This is a genomic window from Lutibacter sp., from assembly GCF_033723435.1.
Lineage (GTDB): Bacteria > Bacteroidota > Bacteroidia > Flavobacteriales > Flavobacteriaceae > Lutibacter.
Window position 1 is genome coordinate 585,840 of record NZ_JAWVXC010000001.1, and the last position, 20,340, is coordinate 606,179.

At 27.5% G+C, this 20,340-nt stretch carries 18 protein-coding genes; 5 read left to right on the forward strand and 13 right to left on the reverse strand.

Features of this window, described 5'->3' with window-relative positions; all coding sequences use genetic code 11:
* Positions 1-390 precede the first annotated feature (390 nt).
* From R3342_RS02690 to rpmH, 9 genes are all read right to left on the reverse strand, one after another.
* Positions 391-1,671, reverse strand: coding sequence for a deoxyribodipyrimidine photo-lyase (locus tag R3342_RS02690; RefSeq protein WP_318938125.1), 1,281 nt, complete (start codon positions 1,669-1,671; stop codon positions 391-393).
* Positions 1,672-1,675: 4 nt separating this feature from the next.
* On the reverse strand, positions 1,676-2,383 hold the full coding sequence (locus tag R3342_RS02695; RefSeq protein ID WP_318938126.1) for a lycopene cyclase domain-containing protein: 708 nt from the start codon (positions 2,381-2,383) through the stop codon (positions 1,676-1,678).
* Positions 2,383-2,826 (reverse strand): sterol desaturase family protein, encoded by a 444-nt coding sequence (locus tag R3342_RS02700; RefSeq protein ID WP_318938127.1) that lies wholly within the window; start codon positions 2,824-2,826, stop codon positions 2,383-2,385. The genes R3342_RS02695 and R3342_RS02700 overlap by 1 nt, the downstream gene beginning before the upstream one ends.
* The gene (locus R3342_RS02705) at positions 2,826-3,329 is read right to left on the reverse strand and encodes a hypothetical protein (protein WP_318938128.1); all 504 of its coding nucleotides are present in this window, start codon (positions 3,327-3,329) and stop codon (positions 2,826-2,828) included. Before R3342_RS02705 ends, R3342_RS02700 begins: the two co-directional genes overlap by 1 nt.
* A complete protein-coding gene (locus tag R3342_RS02710) occupies positions 3,329-4,168 on the reverse strand; it encodes a phytoene/squalene synthase family protein (RefSeq protein ID WP_318938129.1) in 840 nt (279 codons plus the stop codon). Before R3342_RS02710 ends, R3342_RS02705 begins: the two co-directional genes overlap by 1 nt.
* Before the next feature lie 23 nt (positions 4,169-4,191).
* Positions 4,192-5,652 carry a phytoene desaturase family protein gene (locus tag R3342_RS02715; protein ID WP_318938130.1) on the reverse strand — a complete coding sequence of 487 codons (1,461 nt, stop codon included), beginning with the start codon at positions 5,650-5,652 and terminating at the stop codon, positions 4,192-4,194.
* 56 nt (positions 5,653-5,708) lie between these two features.
* Positions 5,709-6,611, reverse strand: a complete 903-nt coding sequence (locus tag R3342_RS02720; RefSeq protein WP_318938131.1) for a MerR family transcriptional regulator — start codon at positions 6,609-6,611, stop codon at positions 5,709-5,711.
* Between the two features lie 103 nt (positions 6,612-6,714).
* A complete protein-coding gene (carB, locus tag R3342_RS02725) occupies positions 6,715-9,564 on the reverse strand; it encodes a carbamoyl-phosphate synthase large subunit (RefSeq protein ID WP_318938132.1) in 2,850 nt (949 codons plus the stop codon).
* Between the two features lie 139 nt (positions 9,565-9,703).
* The gene (gene rpmH, locus R3342_RS02730) at positions 9,704-9,862 is read right to left on the reverse strand and encodes a 50S ribosomal protein L34 (protein ID WP_318938133.1); all 159 of its coding nucleotides are present in this window, start codon (positions 9,860-9,862) and stop codon (positions 9,704-9,706) included.
* Between the two features lie 186 nt (positions 9,863-10,048).
* On the opposite strand from rpmH, the gene R3342_RS02735 reads away from it, so the two are divergent.
* The 3 genes from R3342_RS02735 to yidC all read left to right on the forward strand — a co-directional run bounded on the left by R3342_RS02735 (position 10,049) and on the right by yidC (position 14,659).
* Positions 10,049-10,927, forward strand: coding sequence for an SDR family oxidoreductase (locus tag R3342_RS02735; protein WP_318938134.1), 879 nt, complete (start codon positions 10,049-10,051; stop codon positions 10,925-10,927).
* Positions 10,928-11,024: 97 nt separating this feature from the next.
* The gene (locus R3342_RS02740) at positions 11,025-12,641 is read left to right on the forward strand and encodes a CTP synthase (RefSeq protein WP_318938135.1); all 1,617 of its coding nucleotides are present in this window, start codon (positions 11,025-11,027) and stop codon (positions 12,639-12,641) included.
* Between the two features lie 116 nt (positions 12,642-12,757).
* Positions 12,758-14,659 carry a membrane protein insertase YidC gene (gene yidC, locus R3342_RS02745; protein WP_318938136.1) on the forward strand — a complete coding sequence of 634 codons (1,902 nt, stop codon included), beginning with the start codon at positions 12,758-12,760 and terminating at the stop codon, positions 14,657-14,659.
* Between the two features lie 89 nt (positions 14,660-14,748).
* Here the strand turns inward: yidC and R3342_RS02750 are convergent, their stop codons facing one another.
* The 3 genes from R3342_RS02750 to R3342_RS02760 all read right to left on the reverse strand — a co-directional run bounded on the left by R3342_RS02750 (position 14,749) and on the right by R3342_RS02760 (position 17,337).
* Entirely contained in the window at positions 14,749-15,306 is a 558-nt protein-coding gene (locus R3342_RS02750; RefSeq protein WP_318938137.1) for a hypothetical protein, read from the reverse strand.
* A 121-nt stretch (positions 15,307-15,427) separates the two neighbouring features.
* Complete coding sequence (locus tag R3342_RS02755; protein ID WP_318938138.1) at positions 15,428-16,372, reverse strand: YfdX family protein; 945 nt, start codon at positions 16,370-16,372, stop codon at positions 15,428-15,430.
* 257 nt (positions 16,373-16,629) lie between these two features.
* Positions 16,630-17,337: a Crp/Fnr family transcriptional regulator gene (locus R3342_RS02760; RefSeq protein ID WP_318938139.1), complete on the reverse strand. Its 708-nt coding sequence runs from the start codon at positions 17,335-17,337 to the stop codon at positions 16,630-16,632.
* A gap of 122 nt (positions 17,338-17,459) precedes the next feature.
* On the opposite strand from R3342_RS02760, the gene R3342_RS02765 reads away from it, so the two are divergent.
* Positions 17,460-17,888: a hypothetical protein gene (locus R3342_RS02765; RefSeq protein ID WP_318938140.1), complete on the forward strand. Its 429-nt coding sequence runs from the start codon at positions 17,460-17,462 to the stop codon at positions 17,886-17,888.
* Between the two features lie 52 nt (positions 17,889-17,940).
* On the forward strand, positions 17,941-19,371 hold the full coding sequence (locus tag R3342_RS02770) for a bifunctional UDP-sugar hydrolase/5'-nucleotidase (protein WP_318938141.1): 1,431 nt from the start codon (positions 17,941-17,943) through the stop codon (positions 19,369-19,371).
* A 13-nt stretch (positions 19,372-19,384) separates the two neighbouring features.
* Here the strand turns inward: R3342_RS02770 and R3342_RS02775 are convergent, their stop codons facing one another.
* On the reverse strand, positions 19,385-20,335 hold the full coding sequence (locus R3342_RS02775) for a phosphoribosylaminoimidazolesuccinocarboxamide synthase (protein ID WP_318938142.1): 951 nt from the start codon (positions 20,333-20,335) through the stop codon (positions 19,385-19,387).
* Positions 20,336-20,340 lie beyond the last annotated feature (5 nt).

Consider the following 20,340-nt stretch of genomic DNA (forward strand, 5'->3'; position numbering starts at 1 on the left):
CCTTATTTTAATAATTTTTTGAATTAAACAGTATTAAATTTAATTTTATCAAATTATATAGTTTTCTGTATGATTTTTTGCTCTGTAAAAGTAGAGTAACCTATAAGGACTTACAATGATATATGTCAGCTAAATTTTAGCTATTATTATTTAAAATCATTAAAAATAGATGTTGTAAATATCTGAATATAAACATATTAAAACATTATCAAATTGAAATATTTCGGTTTTGGTAACAATAAACACAAATGAACTAAGAGTTATTTAATGTATTTTTTTTAATGTTTTTATTACTAATATGACAAATGTTAGGTTTCATAATATTGAAGAGTTACTGTTTTTAGTTTAATTAATTTATGTATTATTCCTTCAGAAGAAAATTTTATAAAATTAATTTTTTAAATATGAATATGCATTTAAATATCGTAAACGTGCAAATTTATGTTCCACAATTTCAGGAATTGATGTATAATTAGGATTCCATTTTTTAATGTAACTAAAATCAGAATCAAATTTTTGTTGCTGAGTTGCTGGATTAAAAACTCTAAAATAAGGAGCAGAATCACAACCTGTACCTGCAGCCCATTGCCAATTTCCATTATTTGCTGCTAAATCATAATCCAATAATTTTTTGGCAAAATAAGCTTCTCCCCAACGCCAATCAATTAGCAAATGTTTTGTTAAAAAACTAGCAGTTATCATACGCACTCTATTATGCATATAACCAGTTTTATTTAATTCTTTCATGCCAGCATCAACTATTGGATAACCTGTTTTTCCTTTGCACCACAATTGAAATTCATCTTCATTATTTCTCCAATTAATAGAGTTATATTTAGATTTAAAATTTTCTTTAACCACGAATGGAAAATGGTATAATATCTGCATAAAAAATTCACGCCAAATAAGCTCGTTACAAAAAGTTGTATTTTTTGGTTCAGCATATTTAAATAAATTCCTAATACTTATAAGTCCAAATCTTAAATAAACTGAGAAGTTCGAAGTTTTTTCTAAAGGAAAATCTCTAAACTTATCATAATCTAAAATTGCATTTTTATTAATTGATTTTACCTTTATATTACTTATCACAAAATCTATTTCTTTAATAGAAGGAAAATTAAAAATGGTTTTTAAAAAGTGGTTTTTCAAATCTTCTGAAGGATAAAATTTTAGTTCCTTATTTTTAAATAATTCCCACCATTTATTTTTATAAGGAGTATAAACTGTGTATGGTTTTGCATCAGCTTTTACAATTTCGTTTTCTTCAAAAATAACTTGATCCTTAAAAGACTGCACTTCAATATTATTTGCTTTACAAAGTTCAGTAACCATTAAATCTCTTTTAATAGCGTAAGGTTCATAATCTTTATTAAAAAAAACGTTTTTTACATTAAACTCAGTTATAATTTTTTTCCAAACATCAATTACAGCACCTTTTTTTATATATAATGAAGATTGATTTTTTAGCAATACCTTATTTAAATTTTGTAACGAATGATGAATAAAACTAATTCTTGCGTCATTTTTTGGTAACTCATTTAAAATTTCCTCATCAAAAATAAAAACAGGTAAAACAGGATAATTTGATTTTAACGCTTCAAATAAACCACAATTATCTTCTAATCTTAAATCTCTTCGAAACCAAAAAATAGAAATTTCTTTTTTGTCCATTGCTCTATTTTAAAATTATTTGCCGTTTACTTATAAATTTTATTTTGAAAAATTCTATCAGAATTAAACTGCTGTATAACATATTAAAAGCGTAAACTATATCTTCAATTGGAATTGTAAAAACTCGAATTCCTAAATTTTCATTATTGTTATACCAAACCACCTCATGTTCAATAAAACTTCCAGTTAAAATGCCATTAACGATAAAAAAAGGAATCAATATCAATAAAAACGTTATAAAAAATTGATTTAAAATTCTATTTTTAAAAAGTAACGAATAAATTAATAAAACTAAAAAAAGTATAAAGTTTACACTTGTGTATTTTTTTGGCCAAGCAAAAATTAAAGCAAAAATTGAAATACTAATTAGTAAAAAAATTATGGCTTTTGTTTTTTGATTTGATAGTTTAATAGTTGGAAAAAAGTATAAAAAAGCATAATGCATAAAAATACTAGCGTAAGGAACGCAAATAAAAAACAAAACTTCTTCAAAGGGTAATCCAAAAATAGATATGCCTAAATGATACCTAGGATTAAACCCCCAAACACCTTGTTTAGTAAAAATTATATCCCATATTATAAAAAAAACACCTACAATAACTATAGATAAAAAAACGGATTTCCACCATTTTATAAATCGCATTTTTTTTTCAAAACTATAAATGAATGGGACAATAAAAGAAGCGATATTTAGTATTAAATAAAGATACATTAAACCCCAAAATATTTAAATGGAACAAACAACATTCCAAAACATTCTCCTTCTTCTTTTTCCAAATGTTTATGGTGTACTTTATGTGCCTTTCTTAGTCCAATAAGGTATTTATTGTTTGTTTTATTGAACCATTTAAACCGCCTATGAATTAATACATCGTGCACTAAAAAATATGCAATTCCATAAAATAAAATTCCTAACCCTATAAAAAATTTATAATTCAATCCGCTCTCTAACCCAAAATAAAAAAGTACAATACTGGGTATAGCAAAAATGACAAAAAAGATATCATTTCGCTCAAACCAATTTTGGTATTTTGGTTGATGATGATCTTCATGAAAATACCACATAAATCCGTGCATTACATATTTATGTGTTAACCAAGTAATGCTTTCCATCACTAGGAATGTTACAGCTGTAATTCCTATAAAAAAAATCATTATTGATAATTTTTTAAAAGATTTGTAATATCGTTTTTAATAGATGACTCTATATTATTAACCAACAACATTTCATTTAACATTTTTAGTTTAAAATTTTTATCTAATTCGCTACTATTTATGTTTGTTTTAAAAATTAAAAAATCTTCGTTAATATTTTTATTGTAGTTTAAAAATTTTGGAATTTGATGTTGAAAAACAAATCGAAGATATCGTAATTCAATATTTTTTGGATTATTTTTAATTAAGTCATCTAACTTTTGCTTTCCTTTTTTAAAGTATTTATATTTTGTTGTTGGAAAAAATACATAGCGTGATTTAAATAAATACATAGCAGCTAAATATGCTTGACCAATTGTGCTTTTTGATCCTTCTAATTTTTCAATAAATTCTTCTGCTTTTTCTTTTGAATTAATATTTGGGAAACTAGCTCTAACTTCCTCTATAATTGGAGATGTAAATAACATCGCACTTAAAAACAAAAATATAATACTAATTTTCATTACAGTAAATTTAGTTTAAATACTAAAAAGGATTTTGCCAGCAAACTTAATTTCATCGGATTTGAAACTCGTATTCGTGTGGTTAATATATCCTTTGAAGGTGTTTTTTTAAGTTTATGCAATAATCTTTTATAATAAACATAAGCAGTATAAACACCAAATTTAGCTTCTAAAGGTAATTTTTTTATTCCTTTATATGCATTATCAAAATCATCTTCAATTTCAGCAATAATTTGTAATTTAGCATTTGAGCTCAACTGTTTTAAATCTACTCCAGGAAAATAAGATCGATTTAAAATTTCATAATCATCTTTTAAATCACGTAAAAAATTTACTTTTTGAAATGCTGAACCTAGTTTCATAGCAGCATCCTTTAAACTTTCATACTTATCATCATCACCATTTACAAATACTTTTAAACACATTAACCCAACAACATCGGCTGAACCATAAATATAACTATTATACTCATCTACAGTTTTGTAATCATTTTTATTTAAATCGAGTTTCATACTTGTTAAAAAAGCTTGAACCAAATCGTTAGTAATATTGTATTTTTTTACGGTATTTTGAAAACTATTTAAAATTGGATTTAAACTAATACCACTCTCAAGAGCTATATAATAATCCGCTTCAAACTTGTTAATTAATTCATTTTTATCATATCCGTAAAAGGAATCAACAATTTCATCAGCAAAACGTACAAAAGCGTAAATACTATAAATTCCTGTTCTAATTTTAGGAGATAGCATTTTTACTGCCAACGAAAAGGAAGTACTGTATTTTTTTGTAACAATTTTGCTACAATAAAACGATGTGTCATCAAAAAGCTGTTTCATAATTATTTTTAGTTAGTAGTAATTTAAAATTGATTTTTAGTCACCATTTCTGCTACAATTTTTCCAGAAATAATTGAAGGAGGAACTCCTGGTCCTGGCACAGTAAGTTGTCCTGTAAAAAATAAATTCTTTACTTTTTTACTTTTTATTTTAGGTCTTAAAAATGCAGTTTGAGTTAAAGTATTTGCCAATCCGTAAGCGTTTCCTTTATATGAATTATAATCCGCTATAAAATCATTAACACAAAACGATTCTTTAAAAACAATGTTTTCTTTTACATTTTGATTGGTTAGCTTTTCCAATCGATTAATTATTTTTTGAAAATAATGTTCTCTAATTATTGGAGTATCTTCAATACCTGGTGCAATTGGAATTAGAAAAGTAGCCGCTTCTTGATTTATAGGGGCAAAACTATTATCGGTTATACTTGGGAAACTTGCATAAAAAAGCGGCTCTTTTGGCCATTTTGGCATATCATATATTTCAATTGCATGTGCATCAAAATCAGTATCAAAAAATAAGGTATGATGTGATACATTTTTTAGTTTTTTGTTAAAACCAACATAAAACAGAAGTGAGGAAGGAGCAAAAGTTTTAGTACTCCAATATTCTTCGGAATACATTCTGTATTTTTCATCTAAAAGAGTTTCAGAATGATGATAATCAGCACCACTTATAACAATATCTGCTTTAAAAAATTCACCATTAACTTTAACTCCTTTTACTTCTCCTTTTACCACTTCAATTTTTTCAACATTTTGGTTTGTTTTAATAGTTACCCCTAATGATATTGCTAAAGAAGTAAACCCTTTAACTACTTCAAACATTCCTCCCTTTGGATGCCAAGTGCCTAAACCAAAATCAGCATAATTCATAAAATTGTAAAAGTTTGGCGTATTTGATGGTTTTGCTCCTAAAAAAAGCACAGGAAACTCTAATATTTGAATCAGTTTTTTGCTTTTAATATTATTTCTAATTTCTTTACTAATACTCTTAAAAAATTGAGAAACATTTATAATAGTGTCTTTTGTAATAAGCTCAGTAATAGAATTTCCGGGCTTATAAACCATATTATTTACAGCAATTTCGTAATTAAATTTAGCCGCATTTAAAAACTTTTTTAAATAAATAGAGCTTCCTTTCTCCTCTTTTTCAAAAATTGTATAGATTTCTTCAATTTTGTCAGAAATAATTATTGAATCAAGCATATTAAAGTAAACTTGATATGCAGGAGCTAGTTTTTCTAAATCATAAAAATCGGAAGGTTTTTTATTAAAATCGTTGAAAAATTTCTCAAAAACATCTGGCATCCAATACCAAGTTGGACCAATATCAAATTTAAAACCCAGTTTTTCTAAAACGCGTGCTCTACCTCCAACACTACTGTTTTTTTCTAGTATTGTAACATTATACCCTTTATTTGCTAAGTAACACGAAGCAGAAAGAGAGGAAAATCCAGAGCCTATTATAATTATATTTTTCATATTTTGTTTAACAAATATAATAAAAGATTAAACAATACAAAATATTTCAAAAAAAATTATATAACTTTTAACAAATCAAGTACCGATTTAAAAATATGAACTTGAGGTATTTCTATATTTTCTTGCTCAAATTCAGCAATTTTATAACCCAAAACCCACAGCGTATCTTTAGAGTTTTTTAAAATAGAAGTATACACATGATTTAAATATGTTTTTACAGAATCTTTTGAAGGTTCTACCGTTAAATAAGTAATAAAATTAGTGGTAACATCACTAATTTTTAAATCTTTCAAATTATCCACTGGAACACTTTGGCCTAAATAAATAGAGTTATAACCACGCATTAATAATTCAAAATGAAGATACAACAACCCTAATTCATGTATTTCATGCATTGGTAAATACAAAACAAACTTTTTAGATTTTTCAGTAAATGGTAATTGCTGAATTTTCTCAATATTAGTATGAATTTTTTGCTTAATTAAGTTAGTAATAAAATGCTCATGTGCTGGCGTTATTGAATTAACCTGCCATAAAACACCAACTTCATTTAAAAATGGCTTAAATATGTTTATGAAAATATTTTGGAATGAAGTTGTAGCTAATAAATTATTATATACCTGATTAAATAGTCTTTCATCAAAATTTAACATGGCTAATTTTAATGAATTTGATGCTTCACTTTCAAAACCTTCTTTAAAAACAAACTCTCTAACCTTTAATGCCATTTTATCTTCAGATAAATCAGCTATTTTAGAAATTTTTAATCCACTATTATAAAGCAATGAAACATTTAAAAGTTTTTGCAAACTATTTAAATTATAGTATCTAATATTTGAATCTGTTCTTTTAGGCTCGAATAAATTATACCTCTTTTCCCAAATACGGATAGTATGCGCTTTAATTCCTGAAAAATTTTCAAGATCTTTAATGGTAAATTCTGTTTTTATATTGTTCAATTTATCATACTTTTTATTAAACAAATATAAATTAACTTTTTTATTTAACAAAAAAAGAGGTCAATATTGACCTCTTTTTAAATTTTATTAAAAATTAAAAAAATTATTTAGTTAAATACATTTTTCTTCTAGAATACAATTCGTAGAAATCATCATCTTTTAAACTATCAATAAATAAAATACTTTCTCCTGTAGATTTCATTTCAGGTCCTAATCGTTTATCTACATTTGGAAATTTATTAAATGAAAACACTGGTTGTTTTATTGCAAAACCATTTAGTTTAGGATTAAAATTAAAATCTTTTAATTTATTTTCACCCAACATAATTTTAGTTGCGTAATTAACATATGGTTCTTTATACGCTTTTGAAATAAATGGCACAGTACGTGAAGCTCTTGGATTTGCTTCTATTATATAAACCGTATCATCTTTAATTGCAAATTGAATATTAATTAATCCAACTGTTTTTAATGCTAAAGCTATTTTTTTAGTATGATCTTTTATTTGTTGCATTACAAACTCACCTATATTAAATGGTGGTAATGTTGCGTTAGAATCTCCTGAATGAACTCCACAAGGTTCAATATGCTCCATAATTCCTATAATATAAACATCTTCTCCATCACAAATAGCATCTGCTTCTGCTTCAATAGCTCCGTCTAAATAATGATCTAACAACAACATATTATTTGGAATTTTTCGAAGTAAATCTACTACATGTTTTTCCAACTCTTCTTTATTAATTACAATTTTCATTCCTTGTCCTCCTAAAACATATGAAGGACGAACTAAAATTGGAAAATCTAATTTATCCGCTATTTCGGATGCTTCATCAGCTGTTGTTGCTGTACCATATTTTGGGAAAGGGATTTTTAAATCCACTAACAATTCTGAAAATCGTTTTCTATCTTCAGCTAAATCAAGTGCTTCAAAACTTGTTCCAATAATTTTAATACCATATTTATCTAGCTTTTCAGCTAACTTTAAAGCAGTTTGCCCGCCTAATTGAACAATTACTCCTTCTGGTTTTTCATGACGGATAATATCGTAAATATGTTCCCAGAATACTGGTTCAAAATATAGTTTATCTGCGGTATCAAAATCTGTAGAAACTGTTTCTGGGTTACAGTTTATCATAATAGTTTCGTAACCAGCTTCTTTTGCTGCTAAAACTCCATGCACACAACAGTAATCGAACTCAATTCCTTGACCAATTCTATTTGGCCCAGAACCTAAAACAACCACTTTCTTTTTATTAGAAACTACACTTTCATTATCTGCATAACTTCCTTCAGTAGTTGTCATTCTATTTTCAAAAGTAGAATAATAATAAGGAGTTTGCGCATCAAATTCTGCTGCACAAGTATCTACTAATTTATAAACTCTATGAATACCTAACTCTTCTCGTCTTTTATATATTTCACTTTCCCAACAACCTAACATATGAGCTATTTGCCTATCTGCAAAACCTTTTTGTTTGGCTTCTAATAATAATTCATACGTTAAAGTTCCTAATTCATATTTTGAAATTTCGGTTTCTAAAGCTAATAATTCTTCATATTGTTTTAAAAACCACATATCAATTTTTGTAATCTCGTATATTCTACTCAAAGGAATTCCCATTTGAATTGCATCATATATTACAAAAACACGATCCCAACTTGGATTTTTTAGTTTCTCAATAATTACATCGTAACTCTTCTCTCCTTTACCATCTGCTCCTAATCCATTTCGTTTTATTTCTAATGATTGAGTAGCTTTATGTAATGCTTCTTGAAATGAACGGCCAATTCCCATAACTTCCCCAACGGATTTCATCTGTAAGCCAACGGTTCTATCCGATCCTTCAAATTTATCAAAATTCCAACGTGGTATTTTTACGATTACATAATCTAAAGTTGGTTCAAATAATGCAGAAGTTGTTTTAGTAATTTGATTATTTAATTCATCTAAATTATAACCAATAGCTAATTTTGAAGCTATTTTAGCAATAGGATATCCTGTTGCTTTTGATGCCAATGCTGAAGAACGTGAAACCCTTGGGTTAATTTCAATTGCAATTATATCTTCATTTTCATCAGGGCTTACAGCAAATTGAACGTTACAACCTCCTGCAAAATCACCAATAGAACGCATCATATGAATTGCCATATCACGCATTCTCTGAAATGTAGTATCACTTAAAGTCATTGCTGGAGCAACCGTAATTGAATCTCCTGTATGAATTCCCATAGGATCCATATTTTCTATGGTACATATTATTACTACATTATCATTTTGATCACGTAACAATTCTAATTCGTATTCCTTCCACCCCAATAAAGCCTTATCAATTATAACTTCATGAATTGGTGATGCTTCTAAACCTCTACGTAATAAATTATTAAAATCTTCTTTTTCATAAACAATAGAAGCTCCAAACCCACCCAAAGTAAATGATGGTCTAATTACCAAAGGAAAACCAAATTTTTGTGCAATTTCTTTTCCTTGTAAAAAAGATGCAGCAGTAGCAGAAGGCGCTTGTCCAACTCCTATTTCAATCATCAATTTTCTGAATTGCTCTCTATCTTCAGTAATATTAATTGCATCAATATCTACTCCAATTAAACGCACATCAAAATCATCCCAAATACCTCTATCTTGTGCTTCAATACATAAATTTAAAGCAGTTTGTCCTCCCATAGTTGGTAAAACAGCATCAATATTAGGATGTAGTTTTAATATTTGAACAATTGATTTTGTAGTTAATGGTTTTAAATAAACATGATCTGCCAAAGAAGGATCTGTCATAATAGTAGCAGGATTTGAGTTAATTAAAACAACTTCAATTCCTTCTTCTTTTAGTGAACGAATAGCTTGCGATCCAGAATAATCAAATTCACAAGCTTGACCAATAATAATTGGCCCAGAACCTATAATTAAAACCGATTTTATGTTAGTATTTTTTGGCATGTGGTACTTAAATTATTTATTTGTAAATATCTGTAAATTTAGTTTTTGTATATAAAATAGTTTTCAAAACTTATTAAATGATCAAAAAAAAGGTGTTACTAATAAAAGTAACACCCTAAATATATAAAACTTAGTTTCATTATTTTTTTGGTCTCGGATCAGAAGATACACTTAATCTTTTTCTACCTTTAGCTCTTCTTCTTGCCAACACTTTTCTTCCTGCAACACTTGACATGCGTTCTCTGAACCCGTGTTTATTCCTTTTTTTTCTTTTTGATGGTTGATAAGTCCTTTTCATTTCTTATATCTTTAAATCGTGTATCTTTAGTTAAATTACGCTTTAATTTCGTCCTCTAAAAGCGTTGGCAAATATACAATTACTTTTGTGTTTGACAAATAGAATTTTAAAAAAATTAAAAAAAATATTCAATAGCAAAAAATTAAAAAATAACTACATTTATAAAAATTAAAAAACAGAACATTTATGTATAAAAAACCAATGCTTAAAGAAGGAAGTTTAAAAGGTAATGTAATTGTAGTAACTGGAGGTGGTAGTGGTTTAGGAAAAGCCATGACTACTTATTTTTTAGAATTAGGTGCAAATGTGGTTATTACTTCTAGAAATTTTGAAAAATTGGTAGCAGTAAAAGAAGAGTTAGAAACTAAAACTGGAGGGAAAATACTACCTGTTAAATGTGATGTTAGAAATTACAATGAAGTTGAAAATATATTGGCTGAAACATTAAAGAAGTTTGGAAAAGTAGATGGTTTATTGAACAATGCTGCTGGTAATTTTATAAGTCCAACGGAACGATTATCTGCAAATGCTTTTGATACTGTAATTGATATCGTATTAAAAGGCAGCAAAAATTGCACACTTGCTTTCGGAAAACACTGGATTGAAAAAAAACAAACAAAAGCTACCATTTTAAATATTGTAACCACTTACGCCTGGACGGGTTCAGCTTATGTAGTTCCATCAGCTACAGCCAAAGCTGGTGTTTTAGCTATGACACGATCACTTGCTGTAGAATGGGCTAAATATGGAATTCGTTCTAATGCCATTGCTCCTGGCCCATTTCCAACAAAAGGTGCTTGGGACAGATTATTACCAGGTGATTTAAAAGAAAAATTTGACATGAAAAAGAAAGTGCCTGTTGGCAGAGTTGGTGTTCATCAAGAACTAGCAAATTTAGCTGCTTATTTAATGAGCGACTTTTCGGCATATATAAATGGTGAAGTAATAACTATTGACGGTGGAGAATGGCTAAAAGGTGCTGGAGAATTTAATATGCTTGAAGATATTCCTGAAGAAATGTGGGATATGCTTGAAGCCATGATTAGAAGTAAAAAGAAAAAATAATCTAAAAAAATCCAAAACCTTCAAATTTTAAAAAATTTGAAGGTTTCTCTTTTGCCAACTAAAATAGAGTTAGTACTTTTGCCCAAACCTAACAACAATGAAAAACACCAAATATGTTTTTGTAACCGGAGGCGTTACTTCTTCACTTGGAAAAGGCATAATTGCAGCATCTTTAGCTAAATTATTACAAGAACGAGGATACTCTGTTACTATTCAAAAACTTGATCCATACATAAATATTGACCCAGGAACCTTGAACCCTTATGAACATGGCGAATGCTATGTAACTGATGATGGAGCAGAAACAGACTTAGATTTAGGGCATTATGAACGATTTTTAAATATTCCCACATCACAATCCAATAATGTTACTACTGGAAGAATTTATCAATCTGTAATTGAAAAAGAACGCAAAGGAGATTTTTTAGGAAAAACGGTTCAAGTAATTCCACATATTACTGATGAAATTAAACATAGAATTCAAATATTAGGAAATACAGGCGATTTTGATATTGTTATTACTGAAATAGGTGGAACTGTAGGTGATATAGAATCCTTACCTTATGTTGAATCTGTTCGTCAATTATTATGGGAATTAGGTGAAGATAATGCCATGGTAATTCATCTTACCTTAGTACCTTATCTAGCAGCAGCAGGAGAATTAAAAACCAAACCTACACAACACTCGGTTAAAATGTTAATGCAAAGTGGTGTAAGTCCAAATATTTTAGTTTGCAGAACAGAACATGAAATTTCGGATACTATAAAACAAAAACTAGCATTATTTTGTAATGTTAGAAAAGAAAATGTTATTCAATCCATTGATGCAGAAACTATTTATGATGTTCCAAATTTAATGCTTGAAGAAGGTTTAGATATTGCGGTATTAAAAAAATTAAATTTAGCGCACAAAAAACAACCAAAACTAAAATCTTGGAATCAGTTTTTAACAAATTTTAAAAACCCAAAATATACCATTGAAATTGGTTTAGTTGGTAAGTATGTTGAATTACATGACGCATACAAATCTATTTCTGAGGCATTTATTCACGCAGGTGCAAAAAATAAAGTAAGTGTTAATATTCATTGGATTCATTCCGAAGAATTAACCGTTAAAAATGTACCAAGAAAACTAAAAAAATTAAACGGAATTTTAGTTGCACCAGGTTTTGGTGAACGTGGTATTGAAGGTAAAATTGAAGCAGTGAAATATGCTCGTGAAAATAAAATTCCATTTTTAGGAATTTGCTTAGGAATGCAAATGGCAGTTATAGAATTTGCACGAAATGTTTTAGGTTTAAAAGATGCTAATTCCACAGAAATGGATGTGAACACTAGCAATCCCGTAATTGATATTATGGAAGAACAAAAAAACATTACTAATTATGGTGGAACCATGCGTTTAGGAGCTTGGGATTGTAAACTAGCCGAAAATAGTAAAGTTGCAAAAATTTATAAAACTAAAAATATAAGCGAACGCCACAGACATCGTTTTGAGTTTAATAATAGTTATTTAAATGATTTTGAAAATTCAGGAATGATTGCCACAGGTAAAAATCCAAAAACCAATTTAGTTGAAGTTGTTGAAATTCCTTCACATCCTTGGTTTATTGGGGTTCAATATCATCCAGAGTATAAAAGTACCGTTTTAAATCCTCATCCTTTATTTGTAAATTTCGTAAAAGCCTGTTTGGAACACTCTTTGAACTATTAGTTATTCTATAATTAACTCATAAAATAAACTAAACATCTCATTGATTTTAGTATTTTTGTCGGACTTTTTAAATGAATATTAGAAAGTAAATGACAATTTGACATTTAAAATATACCATGGAAGAAAAAAAATTAGATTTAAATTCAATAATAGGATTTGTTTTAATTGGTGCCATAATGTTATGGTGGATGTACAGCAATCAGCCAACACCTGAAGAATTAAAAGCCAAAGCGGAAACAGAACAAGTTCAAAAAGATTCAATATCCGACCAAAATAAAAATGAAGAAAAAACAGCGATAACTGAAGCTCCTATTGTTGCAAATGATTCTTTATCTTTAGCACAAGCAAAAAATGCTTTAGGTAATTTTGCTTATTCCGCTACTTTGCCATCTGCTACTGATAACGAAACTGTTTTAGAAAATAAAGTTTTAAAATTAGTTATTGCAAATAAAGGTGGTTACATAAAAGAAGCACTCATTAAAAAGTTTGTAACCTACGATTCTTTACCGCTTTATTTAATTAAAGATAAAAACGCATCTTTTAATATAAATTTTGGAACTTCAGATAATAGAATTTTAAATACTAAAGATTTATATTTTCAACCAACCTTAACCAAAAATGGTGAGAATCAGGTGCTTTCTATGAAATTAAAAGTATCTGACAATAAATATTTAGAATATCGATATGAAATTAAACCAGATAAATATATGGTGGATTTCACCATTCATTCTCAAGGTTTAAATTCTTCATTAAATACCTCATCACCAATAACTTTAGATTGGGATTTAAAGGGGTATCGTCATGAAAAAAGTATTAAATACGAAAATCAACATACCGAGTTGTATTATGAAAAAGATGATCAAAAAATTGATTATTTATCCATGGGTAGAGACGATGATGCAACTGAAAATGATGTAAATTGGGTGGCTTTTAAGCAACAGTTTTTCTCTTCTATATTAATTTCAAAAGAAGGTTTTAACAACGCAAAACTTGCTTCAAAAAACTTAGTAAAAGACGAGGAAAAAGATACCATTTATACTAAATCTTTCTCTTTAAAAGCTCCACTTGCTTTAACTAATGGAGAATTAAATTACAATATGAATTGGTATATCGGCCCTACCGATTATAAAATTCTTAAAAAATACGATAGAAACATTAAAGAGATTGTTAATTTAGGATGGGGAATTTTTGGTTACATTAACCGCTTAATTTTTATACCTGTATTTGGCTTTTTAGAAAGTTTTATTGGTAGTTATGGACTTATTATTATTTTACTAACTATTGTGGTTAGAATAATTATGTCACCATTAGTATACAAATCGTATCTATCTAGTGCTAAAATGAAGGTTTTAAAACCTGAAATGGATGAAATAAACAAAAAATTCCCAGGAAAAGAAAATGCTATGAAACGTCAACAAGAAACTATGGCGTTACAACGTAAAGCTGGTGTTAGTCCATTAGCAGGTTGTATACCAGCATTATTACAAATGCCTGTATTCTTTGCGTTATTTAGGTTTTTCCCTTCCAATATAGATTTAAGACAAAAAAGTTTTTTATGGGCAACCGATTTATCAGCATACGATTCTGTTTATAAATTACCGTTTCATATTCCTTTGTATGGAGATCATATTAGTGTATTTCCAATTTTAGCATCCGTTGCCATTTTCTTTTATATGAGAATGAGTCAAAGTCAACAAATGAATATGCAAGCACCTGCACAAGAAGGTATGCCTGATATGCAAAAAATGATGAAAATGATGATGTATTTTTCTCCATTAATGATGTTAATTTTCTTTAATATGTATGCAAGTAGTTTAAGTTTATATTATTTTGTATCTAACTTACTTACTGTATCTATAATGTTAATTATAAAAAATTACATTATTGATGAAAATAAAATTCACGCTCAAATTCAAGAAAACAAAAAGAAACCTAAAAAAGAAGGTAAATTTAGACAACGTTTAAATGAAGCTATGAAACAAGCTCAAGAACAACAAGCTAAACAAAAAAAGAAATAATTTTTTAGTATATACTTATAAAAAAACCGGAATTAATATTCCGGTTTTTTTGTTTTAAAAAATACTATTTGTTAATCTATATCAATTTATTAAATCTTTGCCATTAAGTTTTCTTCATGAACTTTTAAGATATTACCACTAGCATCAAAATAAACCTTTTTCATATCCTTTCCTTTTTTAATGTTAAGTTTATATCTATCCATTTTCTTTTCATTTTTATAATGAATCATTTTATAATGATCTTCAGTAATTACCCATCCTGGAAAATCTTTTACAACGGCATCTTCAACAGATATTGGTAATTCTACATTTTTACCGTGTTCAACAGTGCTTATTAATTTACCATCTTTATTATAGGTAGCTACTAAGGATTCGTTTTTGCCCTTTAATATTACTTGGTAAGTATCATAATCGTTATTAGATTCAATACTTCTATCTACAATAACATTATCATCAATAAATTCTAATGGCACTGCGTCAAACTCTTCAACTACTAAGTCTGGAAAATCTTGACTTACATTTTCAACTATTGCAACTGGCATTTCTTCTTTGTTCAATTTTGCTTTATACAGCACTTTGTCTTGATCTTGAGCATAGGATTGAACCATAAATCCTATTAAAAATAGCCCTAAAATTGTTTTTTTCATTTTTTAATTAGTTTAAATATTATACAATTGTTTTTACTCAGAAATAATTATTTTTATTATTTAAAAGGTTGAATTATTAAAGCGCTTTAGAAAATAAACCAACCTTAATAGTTAATAAAAACTAAGAAATTTTTTCTTTAAACTTTTTTAATTTTGATTTCACTTTATTAAATAAATCATTAGAATCTGCATTTTTATTTACCGATTTTTTGAGGTTTTTAATTTCTTCATCTAATTCATTAAATATTATATCTTGGTTACCATACCCTAATACTTCCGCAATTTTTAATTGATATTTTGCATTGTCTAATAAATTAATAACTACTAAATTATTTTTACTTTTATTGTCTGCATATTTTTGAGCTGCTTCATCAAGCAAAGCTTTGGCTCTTAAAATTGGAATTGGCACCACTTCTTGTTCGGTAACTAATTCATTAGTTGTTGAAATTAATAACGATTTTGCTTCGTCTAATTTATTTAATCCAATTAAATGCACTGCTTTTTCAATTTCTTTTGGATACACACCTAATGGTAGATTTACAGTTGTTATATCAATTTCACTTGACAACCCAGAAAGTAATCGTTTTGCTTCTTGTAATTGACCAGTTTTTAAAGCTCTTTCAGCATCTTTAGTAATTTGCTTAATAGTGCTTATATCAGATATTAAATCATTTGTTTTCACTTTAACATCTATTGGGATTATGTCTAAATCTGGATATTTATTTGTAACAATTTCTATTTGTCCAATAACTTTTTCAAGTTTATTTATAGCATCAACATCATCATTTTTTGAAAGTAATTGTATTGCTTCTTGAGTTCCTAAAACAGCTTGTGTAGCTTCTTTAACCATTTTTTCTCTAGCCTTTGTAACTTTTTTAAGTGTTGCTTTATTTTGTGCTTTAGTTATAAGACTATCTTCCTTTTTATCCAAAAAAGGTTTTTGAATTGCAACTTCTGGTTTATTAGATGTGTTATTTAAAATAGCATTATTTTTTTTATTTTGACATGAAGTAAAAACAAAAATAATAGAAGCTAATAGGACAGCTTTTGTTACTAAATTTTTCATTTTATTTGGTTTTAATTACTTATACGTTTTTGTTAATTATAGATAGTTATTCAACTTTTATCAATAAGCTTAAACAATAATTTTGTTTTGCTTTTTTAAAACCTAAAAGTTTAAATTCTTATACAAAGGTATATTCTAAAACACGTGGAAGTCTACCACTAAAGTGGTATAAATCATTGATTTAACATAAAATTATGTTAAATAAAATTAGTATCATTTTTATGAAAATTATAATAAAAAGAAGTGCTAAAAGGAAGCTAGCTATTCTTAAATTTATTAAGCAAAGCTTCAATATTTTTAATTTCAATATGATTTCTTTCTACTTCAATTACTTTATCTTCTTTTAGTTTTTGCAAGTGCCTATTTAAAACATTTCTAGCGCTACCTATCAGATTTGCAAGATCGGTATGAGATAGATTATTAATTAGTTTTAATTGTGAAGGGTGAAGATTAGTATTAACATCTTTTACAAACAATTTTATAGTTCTAGACCAAGTATTTAACAACGCTAAATCCGTTGCATTTTCTTCAAAAAAACGCATTTGATTCCCCAAATATGGCAACAGCGTTTTATTAAATTCAGGATGTTTATTTATCCATTCTTTAGCTAATTTCATTGGTACAGATAATGCTTCTATATCATCTAAAGCTTCTGTAAAAACATGATGTTCTTGAGAATCTAACAAGCAAATAATATCAAAAATATTTCCTGACGCTAGTATTTCAATAATATATTCTTTACCGTTAGCACTATTAATTTGGAAAACTTTAACTCTGCCTTTTGTAATAAGGTAAAATTTATTTTTAGTTAACTCACTATTAAAAGGGCTGTCTCCTTTTTTCCAATTCTCAATTGAAAACTCGGGCAATATTTCTTCTATTATTTTGTTACTTAATCCAGAAAAATGTGGAGAATTTTTGATGAAATTAAAATAGTAATTAAATTTAGTGGTGCCTTTTTTCATTAACCCTAACTTTTGAGTAAAATTAAATAAAAAAAATCTTAAAAATATCCTAAATTAAATAGTTTAAAATTGTTTTAAATTTTACATTTTAATTTTATTTTAGCAAACTAAATTATTAATTAATGCCCCAGCTAAATAACTCCTATAAAATTTTAGAAAAAGAAAACTTAATTATTGAATACTTTTCTGGAATTTTAACTATTGAAACCCTTATAAAATTCAAAAAAAATCTCATACAAGATCCTATTTTTTCAGTAAATTATAATTATTTACTTTACTTTAAAAACGTAACTTTTAAAATAGATGTAGAAGATATATCAGAGTATGTTACTTTTTCAAACAACTACTTGAAGGCAAATAAGAATAGAAAAGTTGCAATGGTTACCGACAATCCAAACCAAGTAGCTTTGGCTACATTGTTTAAAATACAAAAAAGCAAACATGAAATGCAAAAAATTGAGATATTTTCAACTACTAAAAATGCTATACATTGGCTAGGGTTAGACATCTCTATTTTAGATAATGTCGATTTTATGAATAAATGGGATTAATCTAATATATACTATCCAAATTTTAAGTAAATTTGAGTATAAATTGGTTATAATGAAATCTATTCAAAAATATTTACTACTTATTCTACTAGTATTCATCGGTTTAAGTTGTTCAAATAATAATAACGAACCTTCTCCTACTCCACAAGATTTATCCAAAGAATTAACTATTTTCCATATTAATGATTCGCATGGAAGTATAGAAAATTTTGCAAAAATTAAATACATTGTTGATCAAGAGAAAAAAGAAAATAGCGTAATTTTAGCTTGTGCTGGTGATATTTTTTCAGGTAATCCTGTTGTGGATAATTATGATCCTAAAGGTTACCCAATGATTGATTTAATGAATAAAGTTGGATTTGATATTAGTGAAATTGGCAACCACGAATTTGATTATGGTGAAACCGTTTTGGAAGACAGATTAAACCAAGCACAATTTAGCTGGGTTTGCGCAAATGTTAATATGAATACAACAGGAATACCTCAGCCAAAAACATACCAAACTATTACAAAAGATAATATTAAAGTTACTTTTTTAGGACTAGTAGAAACTAACGGAAAAGTGGATGAAATAATCCCCTCAACACATCCATGGAGAGTTCAAGATTTAACTTTTCAAAAATATAATGATGTTATCGGAAATTATTCTCAAATAAAAGAAACTGAGAATCCCGACTTATATATTGCACTTACGCATTTAGGTTTAAATACAGATAAATATATTGCTACTAATTATCCTTATTTTGATATAATAATTGGCGGACATTCTCACTCTGTTGCAAATACTACTGTTAATAATATTCCTATATTTCAAGCTGGTTCAAATCTAAATTATTTGGGAAAAATTAAACTCACTATTCTCGATAAAAAAATTGAAAGTTTACAATATAGTTTAATTGATTTAAACACTTATCAAAATGAAGATTCATCCATTAAAGAAGATATAAATAATTACAATAACATGGCTAATTTAGATGAAATTATAGGATATTCATCTGCCTACCACAATAGCCAACAAGTAGGATATTTTTATACTGATATTCTTAAAAATGAAATGAATGTAGATGTTACTTTTCAAAATACTGGAGGTATACGAAATAGTCTTGATCAAGGGGATATTACAAAACGTGAAATTTTTGAAATTGATCCTTTTAATAATGGTTGTGTAACTTATACTATGACTGTTAGCGAAATAAAAAACTTTTTAAAAGGAAGTAAAATTGCAATTTATTACGCTGGTATTAAAATTGAAGAAGCTAATAATGAAGTAATTATAAAAAATTTAAATGATGAATTATTAAATGACAATACAACTTTAACCATCGGATTAAACGATTACATTCCAGCAGTTTACGACACGTATTTTACACAAACACCAACTTATAAAACGTATACAACTGCAGAAGGAATTATAGATTATCTAAAAAATAATACAACTCCAATAAATTATACTTCGTATAATAATTATTTTAAATTTGAATAAGAGGTTAGCTTTATTATTTATTTAAAAAATTTAAAACGTTTTTTTCAATCCTCTCATTAATATTGCTAACATCCGATTTCACAAAAGTTTCTCCTGTTATATTTTCATATAATTCAATATATCTTTCTGAAATTTCATTGATTTTTTCTGTAGTCATTTCTGGAACTTGTTGTCCTTGTTTTCCTTGAAATCCATTTTCAATTAACCACTGACGAACAAACTCTTTAGAAAGTTGCTTTTGAGCTTCTCCTCTATCTTGTCTTTCTTTATATCCATCAGCATAGAAATAACGAGACGAATCTGGAGTATGAATTTCATCGATTAAAACTATTTTACCTTCTTTAGTTTTACCAAACTCATATTTAGTATCCACTAAAATTAAACCTCTTTCAGCTGCTATTTCAGAACCCCTTTTAAATAATTCTCTGGTATATTTTTCCAACAATTCATAATCATTTTTCGATACAATACCTTTTGAAATAATATCTTCTTTAGATATATCTTCATCATGATTTCCATCATCGGCTTTAGTTGAAGGTGTTATAATTGGATCTGGGAATTTATCGTTTTCCTTCATTCCTTCTGGCATTGGCTCACCGCAAAGCATTCGCTTACCTGCTTTATATTCTCGTGCCGCATGACCCGATAAATAGCCTCTAATAACCATTTCTACTTTAAATGGATTACAATAATGACCAACAGTTACATTTGGATCCGGAACAGCTATCATCCAGTTTTCAACAATATCTTCTGTTGCTTTTAACATTTTTGAAGCTATCTGATTTAAAATTTGACCTTTAAAAGGAATCTGTTTTGGCAAAACAACATCAAAAGCCGAAATTCTATCGGTTGCTATCATTACTAATAGCTCATCATTTATGTTGTAAACTTCTCTTACTTTTCCTTTGTAAACACCTTTTTGTTTAGGAAAGTTAAAGGTGGTATTGTTTATTGTATTGCTCATTATTA

Coding starts and splice junctions, on each gene's coding strand:
- R3342_RS02690 (WP_318938125.1), bottom strand. CDS start 1,671: ATGGACAAAAAAGAAATTTCTATTTTTTGGTTTCGAAGAGATTTAAGA.
- R3342_RS02695 (WP_318938126.1), bottom strand. CDS start 2,383: ATGTATCTTTATTTAATACTAAATATCGCTTCTTTTATTGTCCCATTC.
- R3342_RS02700 (WP_318938127.1), bottom strand. CDS start 2,826: ATGATTTTTTTTATAGGAATTACAGCTGTAACATTCCTAGTGATGGAA.
- R3342_RS02705 (WP_318938128.1), bottom strand. CDS start 3,329: ATGAAAATTAGTATTATATTTTTGTTTTTAAGTGCGATGTTATTTACA.
- R3342_RS02710 (WP_318938129.1), bottom strand. CDS start 4,168: ATGAAACAGCTTTTTGATGACACATCGTTTTATTGTAGCAAAATTGTT.
- R3342_RS02715 (WP_318938130.1), bottom strand. CDS start 5,652: ATGAAAAATATAATTATAATAGGCTCTGGATTTTCCTCTCTTTCTGCT.
- carB (WP_318938132.1), bottom strand. CDS start 9,564: ATGCCAAAAAATACTAACATAAAATCGGTTTTAATTATAGGTTCTGGG.
- rpmH (WP_318938133.1), bottom strand. CDS start 9,862: ATGAAAAGGACTTATCAACCATCAAAAAGAAAAAAAAGGAATAAACAC.
- R3342_RS02735 (WP_318938134.1), top strand. CDS start 10,049: ATGTATAAAAAACCAATGCTTAAAGAAGGAAGTTTAAAAGGTAATGTA.
- R3342_RS02740 (WP_318938135.1), top strand. CDS start 11,025: ATGAAAAACACCAAATATGTTTTTGTAACCGGAGGCGTTACTTCTTCA.
- yidC (WP_318938136.1), top strand. CDS start 12,758: ATGGAAGAAAAAAAATTAGATTTAAATTCAATAATAGGATTTGTTTTA.
- R3342_RS02750 (WP_318938137.1), bottom strand. CDS start 15,306: ATGAAAAAAACAATTTTAGGGCTATTTTTAATAGGATTTATGGTTCAA.
- R3342_RS02755 (WP_318938138.1), bottom strand. CDS start 16,372: ATGAAAAATTTAGTAACAAAAGCTGTCCTATTAGCTTCTATTATTTTT.
- R3342_RS02760 (WP_318938139.1), bottom strand. CDS start 17,337: ATGAAAAAAGGCACCACTAAATTTAATTACTATTTTAATTTCATCAAA.
- R3342_RS02765 (WP_318938140.1), top strand. CDS start 17,460: ATGCCCCAGCTAAATAACTCCTATAAAATTTTAGAAAAAGAAAACTTA.
- R3342_RS02770 (WP_318938141.1), top strand. CDS start 17,941: ATGAAATCTATTCAAAAATATTTACTACTTATTCTACTAGTATTCATC.
- R3342_RS02775 (WP_318938142.1), bottom strand. CDS start 20,335: ATGAGCAATACAATAAACAATACCACCTTTAACTTTCCTAAACAAAAA.